This window comes from Novosphingobium sp. 9, from assembly GCF_025340265.1.
GTDB lineage: Bacteria > Pseudomonadota > Alphaproteobacteria > Sphingomonadales > Sphingomonadaceae > Novosphingobium.
On record NZ_CP022707.1, the window covers coordinates 2,054,111 to 2,065,829 of the forward strand.

General features: G+C 65.4%; 11 protein-coding genes. 2 read left to right on the top strand and 9 right to left on the bottom strand.

The window, feature by feature from the left end; genetic code table 11:
• Positions 1-3: 3 nt before the first annotated feature.
• The 5 genes from CI805_RS10175 to ahcY all read right to left on the bottom strand — a co-directional run bounded on the left by CI805_RS10175 (position 4) and on the right by ahcY (position 6,088).
• Entirely contained in the window at positions 4-741 is a 738-nt protein-coding gene (locus tag CI805_RS10175) for a nucleotidyltransferase family protein (protein ID WP_260922963.1), read from the bottom strand.
• On the bottom strand, positions 738-1,733 hold the full coding sequence (locus CI805_RS10180; RefSeq protein ID WP_260922965.1) for an aminoglycoside phosphotransferase family protein: 996 nt from the start codon (positions 1,731-1,733) through the stop codon (positions 738-740). The genes CI805_RS10175 and CI805_RS10180 overlap by 4 nt, the downstream gene beginning before the upstream one ends.
• 8 nt (positions 1,734-1,741) lie before the next feature.
• Complete coding sequence (gene tsaE / locus CI805_RS10185; RefSeq protein WP_260927939.1) at positions 1,742-2,191, bottom strand: tRNA (adenosine(37)-N6)-threonylcarbamoyltransferase complex ATPase subunit type 1 TsaE; 450 nt, start codon at positions 2,189-2,191, stop codon at positions 1,742-1,744.
• Positions 2,191-4,548: a PAS domain-containing sensor histidine kinase gene (locus tag CI805_RS10190; RefSeq protein WP_260922967.1), complete on the bottom strand. Its 2,358-nt coding sequence runs from the start codon at positions 4,546-4,548 to the stop codon at positions 2,191-2,193. The genes tsaE and CI805_RS10190 overlap by 1 nt, the downstream gene beginning before the upstream one ends.
• Before the next feature lie 118 nt (positions 4,549-4,666).
• Entirely contained in the window at positions 4,667-6,088 is a 1,422-nt protein-coding gene (gene ahcY, locus CI805_RS10195) for an adenosylhomocysteinase (protein ID WP_260922969.1), read from the bottom strand.
• Between the two features lie 239 nt (positions 6,089-6,327).
• Here ahcY and CI805_RS10200 point away from each other — a divergent pair, with 239 nt between their 5' ends.
• Positions 6,328-6,807 carry a peroxiredoxin gene (locus tag CI805_RS10200; protein WP_260922971.1) on the top strand — a complete coding sequence of 160 codons (480 nt, stop codon included), beginning with the start codon at positions 6,328-6,330 and terminating at the stop codon, positions 6,805-6,807.
• Positions 6,808-6,841: 34 nt separating this feature from the next.
• On the opposite strand, the gene CI805_RS10205 is transcribed toward CI805_RS10200, so the two are convergent.
• The 4 genes from CI805_RS10205 to CI805_RS10220 all read right to left on the bottom strand — a co-directional run bounded on the left by CI805_RS10205 (position 6,842) and on the right by CI805_RS10220 (position 10,468).
• Complete coding sequence (locus CI805_RS10205; protein ID WP_260922972.1) at positions 6,842-7,402, bottom strand: hypothetical protein; 561 nt, start codon at positions 7,400-7,402, stop codon at positions 6,842-6,844.
• Positions 7,403-7,419: 17 nt separating this feature from the next.
• Entirely contained in the window at positions 7,420-8,295 is an 876-nt protein-coding gene (locus CI805_RS10210) for a hypothetical protein (protein WP_260922973.1), read from the bottom strand.
• An 86-nt stretch (positions 8,296-8,381) separates the two neighbouring features.
• A complete protein-coding gene (gene folE / locus CI805_RS10215; RefSeq protein ID WP_260922975.1) occupies positions 8,382-8,993 on the bottom strand; it encodes a GTP cyclohydrolase I FolE in 612 nt (203 codons plus the stop codon).
• Entirely contained in the window at positions 8,990-10,468 is a 1,479-nt protein-coding gene (locus CI805_RS10220) for a phospholipase D-like domain-containing protein (protein WP_409934952.1), read from the bottom strand. The genes folE and CI805_RS10220 overlap by 4 nt, the downstream gene beginning before the upstream one ends.
• A gap of 614 nt (positions 10,469-11,082) precedes the next feature.
• On the opposite strand from CI805_RS10220, the gene CI805_RS10225 reads away from it, so the two are divergent.
• Positions 11,083-11,679, top strand: coding sequence for a hypothetical protein (locus CI805_RS10225; RefSeq protein ID WP_260922979.1), 597 nt, complete (start codon positions 11,083-11,085; stop codon positions 11,677-11,679).
• The last annotated feature ends 40 nt before the right edge of the window (positions 11,680-11,719 follow it).

The window sequence follows — 11,719 nt, forward strand, 5'->3', positions numbered from 1 at the left end:
CCCTCAGGCACGGGTCAGCCAGGCTTCAGTCGGCGCAATGGCGCCCGGCTCGCCGACCTCGAACCACAGTCCGGTATGCGAGATGCCGTAGAGCCGCCCCTCTTCGATGGCGCGGCTCCACAGCAGGTTGGTAGAGAAGGCACCTTCGGGGGCATCGCGCAGCAGCCGCTTCGAGACCAGCTGGATACCGGTATAGATGAACGGCGCCACCTTGCGCGGCTGGCGACGCGAAACCTTGCCCAGCGGATCGAGGTGGAAATCGCCCTCGCCGCGATAATTTAGCGCGCGAGTGTGCGGCACCACCAGCAGCAGCGCGTCCATGATGTCCGGGTTCCACGCCTGCGAGAGTTCGTGGAACACGTCGCGCGGACCATCCAGCCAGATATTGTCGCTGTTGAGGCAGAAGAACGGATCGGGCAGCAGGTCCGCCGCCTTGACCATACCGCCGCCGGTTTCGAGCAGCATCTCGCGCTCATCCGACAGGGTGATCGAAGGCGCACGGCGGCGCCCCTTGCAATGGGCCTCAAGCTGATCGGCCAGATAATGGACGTTGACCACGACCTTCGCGACGCCTGCCGCTTCCAGCCTGTCGAGCGAATAATCGATCAGCGGCTTGCCCGCGACGCGTACCAGCGGCTTGGGCTGGGTCGCGGTAAGTGGACGCATTCGCTTGCCGATCCCGGCCGCCATCACCATCGCGGTGTCGCTGGCCAGCGGCTTTGCGGCTCCGTTCGCGCTCATGCCTCGAAGCTCCCGCCCATCGCAGAGCGCAAGTCCGCCGGGATGTTCGCATCGAACCAAGCGGCGACCGGTGCCAGCGCAGGGTGGCGCAAGTCACGCTCCATCTGCGCCCATACGCGGGGGATCAGATCGAGGTATCGCGCCTTGCCGTCGCGCCGCCACAGCCGCACGAAAATGCCGACGATCTTGACGTTGCGCTGCGCGCCGAGGCGGGCATAGTCGGCCAGGAAAAGCTCGGGATCGGCACCGGTCTCGCGCAGGTAATGCGCCAGCATCGCCGCCTCGACCGCGTGGGGAACATCGCGGCGCGCATCCTGCAGCAGCGAGACGAGATCGTAGGCGCGATGGCCGACGAGCGCGTCCTGAAAGTCCAGCAGCCCCTGATCCTCAAGACTGCCGAGCAGCATGATGTTCTCGGCGTGATAGTCGCGCAGGACCGTCACACCCGGACGCTGGCGACCGAGCAGCGGCGCCAGCGCCTCTTCCCACGCCGCGACGAAAGCCGGCGCATCGACGTAGATGCCGCGCGCGGTACAGTACCATTCGAGAAACAGGCGCACTTCGCGCAGGTATTCGGCGAGCGAATAGTTGAGGAACGGCCCCGGCGGCAGATCGTGCAAACGGACCAGCGCATCGATGGCACCCCGATAGACCGTCATCTCGTCTGCCGGGTGCTCATCCAGATGATCGCGCATGCGCTGGTGGCCGAAGTCTTCCAGCAGCACGAGGCCGCGCGGCGCATCCTGCGCCATGATTCGCGGTGCGCGCATGGCATTGGCATCGAGCCAGCTGGCCGCGCGCAGGAACGGCGTCGGGTCCTCGTTGGGCGGCGGCGCATCCATCAGCATCGCGCTGCGCCCCTCCTTGTGGAGGCGGAAATAGCGGCGGAACGAGGCATCGCCGAGCAGCGGCTCGATCGTCGCGCCGGACCAACCGGCGGCGGCAAGGAATTCGTCGAGCCCCTGGGGCAGTGGTGCGCGGGTCTGGGTCATCGGTCCTGTCAATCCTGAGGCATTCGCCCTAGCCAATCCGCCCCCGGCTCGACAATGGCCCTGCGCCCTTCATCCGCAGTTTCCAGCGTGATCGAGAGGCAACCTGCCTCATGCGCGAAGCCGCCGGCATGATCGGGCCACTCGGCGATCAGCGCCGCGCCGTGGCGATAATCGTCGAGACCGATCTCCTCGGCCTCGGATGGATCGTTCAGCCGGTAGAAGTCGGCATGGACCAGCGGCAGTCGCACCGCCGGGGGATCGTAGGGCTCGACGATCGAGAAACTAGGCGACGGCACCTCGCCCTCGTGCCCCAGCGCCGCGATGATCGCTCGGGCGAGCGTGGTCTTGCCCGCGCCAAGGCCACCGGTCAGCGCGACGACATCGCCGGGGCGCAGGACCTCGGCAATGCGCTGGCCGAACCGCTCCATCGCGGCAAGATCGGGAAGTTCGAGTACGATCACGGTAGCTCCACCAATGCCAGCGTCCCCGCCCCCGGCTCCGATTGAAGCGTGAGCGTACCGCCATGCGCTTCGACCAGCTGGCGCGCGAGCGGCAGGCCAAGCCCCTGCCGTCGCTCCACACTCTCGCCGTCGCTGCCAAGACGAATGCCGTCGAGCGCGCGGGCGAGCATGCGGCCATCCATCCCTGCGCCGCGATCCTGAACCGACATCTGCACCAGATCGCCGCGCCCTTCGGCCTTGCGGCGCGACAGCTGCACAAGGATACGTCCACCGCGCGGGCTGGCGGCGATGGCATTGTCCACCAGATGACCGACTGCACGCGCCAGACGCTTGCGATCGGCCAGGATCGGGCGCGGCAGGCCGAGCGTCTGGAGATCGAGCGACAGGCCCGCCTTGTCGAGCCGGTCCGCCCGCTCCTGCACCACCTGACGCAGAAACAGCGCCGGATCGATCTCTTCCTTGCGCAGCGGCAGCAGCCCCGCCTCGCCCTGCGACAGGTCGAGCAGGCTGTCGATCTCCTCGCCCAGTTGCTCGACCGAGGTCAGGATCGCGCCGACATATTCTCGGCCCGATTCTGTCAGCTCACCGCCGATCCCGGTTTCGAGCAGTTCGGCGAACCCGCCGATCGAGGTCAGCGGCGTGCGCAGCTTGTAGCTGGTATTGGCCAAGAAGCGCGTCTTGATCGCATCGGCCTCCAGCAGCGCCGAATTGCTTTCACGCAGCGCCGTTTCCACCTTCTGGCTGTCAGTGATGTCGAGCACTGCCAGCAGCCCGTTGCCGTCCGGCAAGGGCACGCCTGCGAAGCTCAGCACGCGCCCGTCCGCCATCGTCACGCGGCCATCGCGGTGGGCGCGATCCAGCGTGGAGCCGCGGACCACATCGCCCACCCCTTGCGCGTCGAGCGGCTGCATCAGCCCCGGCGCGATCTTGCGCAGCAGATCCTCGATATGCGGATGCTGATCAAGGAACTCGCTCTCCAAATCCCACGCCGAGGCGAAGCGACGGTTCCACAACTGCATGCGGCCATCGGGGGCGAACACCGCCACGGCCTCAAACAGGCTGTCGAACATCGCGGTGCGGGTGCGCAGCAGCGTGTCGCGCATGGCCGAGAGGCGCAGCTGTTCGGTGCGGTCTTCGACAATCAGCAGTAGCCCTCCATCGGGCACCGGCTGGGCCACGACGCGAAGGTGCGTGCCGTCCGAAAGCGTCCAGGCCTCCTCGCTGGCCGCACTTCTGGCGAACCACCCGGTACGCTCGCGCCGCCATGCGGGAAAATCGCGCGCCTCTGGTACGCGTCCGACATCGCGGGCATTGTCGAGCAGACGCTCGAACAGCGGCGGGTCGGTGAGATCGCGGGCTGTCAGCGAGAGCAGACGCTGGAACGGCTGGTTGGCAAAGGTCAGGCGGCGGCGACCGTCGAACTGCGCAACTCCTGCAGAAAGCTGGTCGAGCAGTGCGCGCTGCGCCTCGCGGAAAGCGCGGAACGAGCGCGCCATTTCCTCCAGATCCTCAATGTCTATGGCATAGCCCGCCACGCCATCGTCACCCAGCGGCAGGTCGCTGACGCGCATCGTGCGGCGCTGGCCGCTGATGGTGGTGGAGACGACGCGCTCGATCGGGCGATGCTTGTCGCGCGCATGGGCAGCGACCTGCGCAGGGGTGACGCCATCCACCGCCTCGATCAGTTCGGTCCCGGCGGCGACCACGCCCTGCGCATCGGAACCGCCCACCGCCGCGACATAGGCCGAGTTCACGAGTTGCAGCGCGCCATCCGGGCGGCGGAACCACATCGGCATGGGCGCGGCCTCGATCAACGAGACCAGCGCATGAAAATCGCCGCGCGCCCGCGTCGCCTCCTCGCGCAGGCGCACCAACTCGCTCTCGCTGTCGGAAAAGTCGAAAAGCCAGACCAGCGCCGCGCCGCCGGGCGAGACTTGCGGGTCAGCCAGATGCCCGCGCAGGGCAAGGCTGCGCTTCGAGCCGCGCGGACGCGCGGTCATGCGGAACGGGGCGGCAGTCTTCTGGGTCCGCCGCACCGCTTCAGCCAAGGCGCCGAGCGTCTGTGTCGGCAGCCCGCAATCGCCGCCGTCAAGCTCGGTGAGGTATTGCGGCACGGCATCGAGCCCCAGCCACTGCGCAAGGCGCGGGCTGGCCTCGATCCGGCCATCGGTGCGGACCAGTAGCGGAATGGCAGGCGAATCCTCCACCATGCGCGCCATGCGCCGGGCCGAGCGCAGAGCCGCATCCGCACGCGCCATGCGCAGCCGCGCCGCGATCACAGCCCACGCAGCCGCGATCGTCCACGCGGCCAGCAGCAGTCCGATCGCCAGCGGGAGGTAGGGAGAGGAAACCATAGGTGTTTCAGGCTATGGATGGACCGCGCGGACAAGACAATGGGGCAGGTGCACATGGCACCCGCCCCATCGCGGTATTTTATAGTGTCGATCCGGTGCGCTGCACCGAAACCCGCACTTAGTAGCGGTAGTGGTCCGGCTTGAACGGGCCGTTCGCGGGCACGCCGATGTAGTCGGCCTGCTTCTGCGACAGCACGGTCAGCTTCACGCCCAGCTTTTCGAGGTGGAGCGCGGCGACCTTCTCATCGAGGTGCTTGGGCAGGACGTAGACGTCGTTGCCATAAGCTTCCGGCTTGGTGAACAGCTCGATCTGCGCCAGCGTCTGGTTGGTGAAGCTGGCCGACATCACGAAGCTGGGGTGGCCGGTGGCGCAGCCCAGGTTCACCAGACGGCCCTTGGCGAGGATGATCACCTGCTTGCCGTCGGGGAAGGTCACCAGGTCGGTGCCCGGCTTCACTTCGTACCAGTCGTAGTTGTCGAGCGCCGAGATCTGGATCTCGCTGTCGAAGTGGCCGATGTTGCAGACAATCGCCTTGTCCTTCATCGCTTCCATGTGCGCACCGGTGATGACGCCTTCGTTACCGGTGGCGGTCACGAAGATGTCGCAACGCTCGACGGCTTCTTCCATGGTGACGACTTCATAGCCTTCCATGGCAGCCTGAAGCGCGCAGATCGGGTCGATCTCGGTGACCATCACGCGGGCGCCGCCGTTGCGCAGCGAAGCCGCCGAGCCCTTGCCGACATCGCCGAAGCCGGCAACGCAGGCGACCTTGCCGGCAAGCATGACGTCGGTGGCGCGACGGATCGCGTCGACCAGCGATTCACGGCAACCGTAGAGGTTGTCGAACTTCGACTTGGTGACCGAGTCGTTGACGTTGATCGCCGGGAACGGCAGCTTGCCCTCCTTGGCGAGGTGATAGAGGCGGTGAACGCCCGTGGTGGTCTCTTCCGAAACGCCCTTGATCGCCTTGACGGCGGCGGTCAGGTAGCCCGGCTTGGCCTTGAGGAAGGCATTGAGCGCGCGAACGAACTCGATTTCCTCAGCGTTCGAGGGCTCGAACAGCGTTTCACCGGCTTCGACGCGGGCACCCCACAGGGCGAACATGGTGGCATCGCCGCCATCGTCGAGGATGATGTTAGCGGTGAGATCGGGGTTCTCTTCGGTCGACCAGTCGAAGATCTTGCCCACGTAATCCCAGTAGTCGGCCAGGCTCTCGCCCTTGATGGCGTAGACGGGGATGCCGCGTGCAGCGATCGCGGCGGCAGCGTGGTCCTGCGTCGAGAAGATGTTGCAGGTGGCCCAGCGCACGTCGGCACCGAGCGCGACCAGCGTCTCGATCAGCACGGCGGTCTGGATGGTCATGTGCAGCGAGCCCGTGATGCGCGCGCCCTTGAGCGGCTGTGCGTCGCCGAATTCGGCGCGCAGGGCCATCAGGCCCGGCATCTCGGTTTCAGCGATGGCGATCTCGGCGCGGCCGTAATCGGCCAGCGAGATGTCGGCGATGGCGTAATCGGGCGCGGTGTTGGCGGCAGTGGCCATGGGACACGAAACTCCTGGAACTGGACAGGCCCGCGTGTTCGGACCCGTTCGACAATGCCGCGTTCCCTAGCCGCTCGCCCCCCTCATGGCAAATATAAAGACATCTTTATATGCCTGAACGGAGCCTCACGAACGTCCAACGGCGGTATCTTCTGTGGGAAGCCCGTTGCGAGCATTTGTCATGCACCCTAGCTAAGCTGCGCTGAGCGGGATTCGCCCGACATCGAAAGGATTTGCACATGACGATTGCCGTTGGCGACAAGCTGCCCGACGTGAAGCTGGTAAAGGCCGGGGAAAGCGGCCCCGAGCCGGTGCAGAGCGTAGACTTCTTCGCCGGTCGCAAGGTCGCGCTGTTCTCGGTTCCGGGCGCCTTCACCCCGACCTGCTCGGCCAAGCACCTTCCGGGCTTCGTTGACAAGGCGGCCGACCTCAAGGCCAAGGGCATCGACGAGATCGCCTGCACCTCGGTCAACGACGCTTTCGTGATGGGCGCCTGGAACCGTGCCGACGGCTCGGCGGACGTGACCATGCTGGCTGACGGCAACGGCGATTTCGCCAAGGCGGTTGACCTGGTGATGGACGGTACCGGCTTCGGCATGGGCCTGCGCGGTCAGCGTTACTCGATGGTCGTGAACGATGGCGTGGTCGAGCAGATCAACGTCGAACAGCCCGGCACGTTCGAGGTCAGCTCGGCCGAATACATGCTCGGCCAGCTCTGATCCTTTCGGGCTGATTGCAAAAAGGCCGCGTCGTTTACCGGCGCGGCCTTTTTGGTGCGCACAGCGTATTCCACGCAGGCACATAAACGACGATGTGGCTCTGTTCGAAAATCCGGCACCAGCGGCGCGAATGCGCGAGTTCGCCTGCAAGCGAACGATTATGTTCGTCGTTCAGCAGGAACGCTGCAGGGCGCCAGTGGCGCGTCACATCCACCAGCGGAACATAGCCCGCCTCCACGCCGCCATTGAGCTGCCACTCGTCCGAACTATAGCGATAATAGCGGCCGTCGTAGGCGACCCGCCAGTCCGGCCAGCCGGTATCGATCAGGATGCCGCCATAGGGAAAGTCCGCGTAGACCGTCCCGCGAACATGCGCGTCCTTCAGGCGATGGGCCGCCGCAAGCGGCAGTTCTGGCGCAAATCGCGTCGGCTGGAATGCCAGAGTAGCGATCACGACAAGGCCTAGCGCGCCCGGTGCCAGCCAGGATGGCGCGCGCCGTGCCTGCGTCTCACCGCCGATAGGCAGGCGCGACACGACCGGCACGATACCGATCGCCAGGAACAGCACGAAGCGATAGGCAACGAATGTCATCACCAGCAAAGCCGCCATCGTCAGCCATTCTGCAAGCGGGACTGTAGCGCGATACCGCCCCACAAAATGCCCCCCACGCCCATAACAAAGCCGATGCGCAGCAGATGATGCAGGTTTTCAGGGCTCCACAAGGGCAGCCATTCGGCCGCGTGGATAGCCAGACTCGACCGGGCATTCTCGGCAGAAATGGCGAAGATCGAAAGACCATCCGGCGTCAGGAGCATCGCCGGAATGCTGCAGATGGCAAGCAGCATCGGCGTCCATGGCCATGTATCGCGCTGGCCGCGAAAACGATCAAGCAATCCCGCGCCGGCATGGATGGCAAGCGCCGCCAGCCCGATACTCACCGAAGGATGCAGATTCTGCCAGACCACCAGCAACAGCGCACCCAGCGGTACGGCGCGCCGGGGCGGAAAATCGAGTCGGAGCAAGGCCAGCAACAGGCCAAAGCTCAAGGCAGCATAGCTTTGAGGACGAATGCTCGCGGTCGCCACTGCGAGCACGAAGGATAGCAGCAAGGCAAAGAGCACGGCCTCAGCGCGCGCCCCGCGTCGACGGCAGGCCCAGGCGATGGCCCAGAAACCGCCCGCCCAGCACAGCGCGTCCAGCAGCCGCAACGCCGTCCAACCTCCGGACAAACGCGCGGCGGCCATGATCGCCTGCGCCAGCCAGCCCACGCGCGGCAGCGGCTCTCCCAGATGGAGGGCGGCGAACGGTTCGCGCAGTACCGGCGCATGGCGCAGGAGCGTCAGTTCACCCAGCTTGAGCTGCCAGAAGACATCGACGTCCCAGACCGGACGCGTCATCAGCACCAGCAACATGATGGCAGGCACCACGGCCAGTGCGACGCTCGCCACGGATACGCGGCGCACGCCGGAGCTGGAAGACGCTCTCACGAACGCATCCTGCGACGCCCCCACCATGCCTCAGCCCCCTTCTCCCCCGGTTCAGAGCCTTACGACCTGCCCTGAACCGTGCGCGATCAATAGCCCATCAGGCTGAGCACTTCCTTGCGGCTGCGCTCGTCGTCGCGGAACGTACCCATCATACGACTGGTAATCATGCCCACGCCCTGCGTGCGGACGCCGCGCGCGGTCATGCAGGCATGGCTGGCCTCGATCACCACGGCGACGCCATGGGGCTTGAGGTGTGTCCAGATGCACTCGGCCACTTCGGCGGTGAGGCGCTCCTGAATCTGCAGGCGACGCGCGAAACCGTGCAGCACGCGCGCCAGCTTCGAGATGCCGACAACGTGATCGCGCGGCAGGTAGGCGATGGCCGCCTTGCCGATGATCGGCGCCATATGGTGCTCGCAGTGCGACTGGAACGGAATATCCTTGAGCAGCACGACCTCGTCGTAGCCGCCGACTTCCTCGAACACGCGACTGAGATGCACGGCAGGATCGTCGGCATAGCCCTGACAATATTCCTTCCACGCCCGTGCCACGCGCTTGGGCGTATCAAGCAGGCCTTCGCGGGTTGGATCATCGCCGGACCAGCGGATCAGCGTGCGGATCGCCTCCTGCACATCCTCGGGCACTGCGGGCTTCGCGAGCGAAAGGCCCTCGTCGTGATCGTCGACCAGACCGGTCATGGCTTCATTCTCCTTCGCACGCGTTCCATCAGGCGCACTCGCAGGAGCTGCCCCTTGCGACGGAACAGCCCGCGTCGCTCGATCGGTTCGAACCGCTCCTCGGGGCGTTCGGGATCGAGCAAGGCACTTTCGCCGAGCGCTCTTTCAGCTTCGGAGAGATGTTTCAAGGGCAATGGTTCGAGATGCTTGCCATGACGACCGTTGCACAGCGCCTCGATCGCCCCCGCCATGGAGCCGTGCTCCGCGATGGCACGCGCGATATCGCGCTCGGAAACGCCGCAATGTTCGGCCAGCAGACGGTGCCGCAAGCTGGTGATCGCCGCGCCCGCATGGCCATTCGCGGGCCGCGTCGTATCGATGAAGACGTCGCATTCGCTGTCGAGCCCCATCGAGCGGTTGTTCATGTTCGCAGAGCCGACGCGCAGGATTTCGTCATCGATGATCGTGAGCTTGGCGTGGACATAGATCGGTTCGCCATCGGCCGCGCGGGGGTCGAAGATGCGGAAGCGCCCCGCGTGGTCGGCGGCCTGCAAGGTCTTCACAAGCTCGACGCGCGCGGTGTCCATCGCCTTCTGTTCGAGCCAGCCATTGGCGGTCAGCGGATTGATGATGCAGAACTCGGGCGGATCGGGCTCCAGCAGCCGCTCGCAGACCGCTTCAGCCACCGCGCGCGAAGCGAAATATTGCGTCTCGGCATAGACGAAGCGCTTCGCACGGCGGATCTGCTCGACGAACAGTTGCTCGATTTCGCTGACCTGCGGGCAATCGCGATATTGCGCCCGCGTGCGGGAAATGCCGATCTCGACATTCTCGAACTCGGCGACGAGCCCTTCCGGCCAGATCGAATCCTGTCGCGGGGCACACGGCGCAAGGTCATCGCCGCCTGCGATCTTCCAGCGATCGTTGCCAAGGTCCGCGAGCGTTCGCGCGACCTCGCCCTCCATCACCATCGTCACGTCGTGCCATGGCCCATAGAGCCGCCCGGTGGGACGGCGGCGGCGCGGATCGTGCGGTACGTGTTCGGGCGTATCCCAGCGATCAGAGGTCATGTCGATGCCGCCGCAGGCCGCAAAGCTGTCATCGATCACCACGATCTTCTGGTGATGGCTGCACCCGATCGGATGGGCCGAATCGAAGCGGAAATCGATCCCCTTGCGAAACGACCAACGGATCAGGTCGACCATCATGGTGCCGCGAAACAGCGACTTGAAGCGCGAGAAGTTCCATTGCAGCACAAGGATTCGCAGCTTGGGACGGGTGCGCACCAGCCACACGAAGAACGTGCCCAGCCGTGCCGGGAACCGCTCCTTGTCCCGGCGTCCCCGCTGCCACCAGCGGCGTCCGTCGGACAGCAGGATACGCGAATCGAAATCCCAGCCGATCAGGAAGATACGCTCCTGCGCCTGGCACATCGCATCGCGGATAACGTTGAAGTACGGTGCCGCATCGATGACGACATGGGCGCGCTTCGCCATCGCATAGCGCCACACCGAACCTCCGCCCACGTCGCAGTCCGGCTTTTCTGCCGTATCGAAAGACGCTGCATCCTGAAGACCGGCGGCACTGCTGTCGCGATCCGATGCCTGAATGCCCTGCCCCACCTGTTCCACCACTCCAGATCACCCGTTCCGTTGCAAATCCTGCTGCGCCTCACGCGCAGCACAGAAAATCCCGGAAGCGCAGCATGTTCCCGCGCACACTGCCCCCTTCTGTTTGCATGTGCACACACGAAAACAGACGAACGACGCCCGGACGCTCCAGCCGCTTGAACCATATAATCGTCCAAATCCAACGCTCCGCCGCATCGTCGGGGCATTTCGGCGGTTGATCTTGCAACATTCACCCGCCATTCCTGTTTGCGTGTGCGAATGTCACACAATGCTGTTCGTCCACCGCAAACGGCTTTCGGACCATGATCGAAAGCCACGGGATCAGCCTTTCGCACCGGCCTCGGTCGGTATCGCCTGGCCCGATCCATGATCCGCATCGCGGATCGCGGGCCAAGAAAATCGCCCTGGGACGCATAGGGCATGCCACGGCAAGGGGACCGGATGGTCGCTTTGCCGGACAATGAAGGAGTACGCAGACCATGAAGAAATCGCTCATCGCTGCCGCGATCGCCGCCGCAAGCTTCGCTCCGGCCGCCGTGATGGCACAGGCTGCCGCCCCTGCCGCTGCTGTCACCCCGACGGTCGGCGCCAAGGTCTACGCACCTGACGGCAGCGACGTCGGCACGGTCGAACAGGTCGCCAACGGCGTCGTTACCGTCAACACCGGCACTGCCCGCGCTGGCCTTCCCACCAGCTCGTTCGCCATGCGTGCCAAGGGTCTGACCATCGGCATGACCAAGGCTCAGGTCGAAGCTGCCGTCGGCAGCGCCAAGGCTGAATCCGACGCCGCCAAGGATTCGGCGCTCGTCGTCGATGCCGCGATCAAGAGCAGCGACGGCGTCGATGAAGGCATCATCACCAACGTTCAGGGCGACAATGTCACCTTCGAACTGCCCGACAAGCGCTCGGCTATCCTGCAGAAGGCCTACTTCTCGGTCGGCGAAGACGGCAGCGTTGCCCTGACCATGACCGACGCCGCCTTCAAGTCGGCCCTCGGCGCCTCGGCAGCAGCCGCTCCGGCCGCCGCGCCGACCGATGCGGCTTCGGCCCCGGCAGCAGCACCGACGGGCAACTGATCGCCCTTCTCCGGCGTGCCCGGCGCGCAGCATGCAGCCG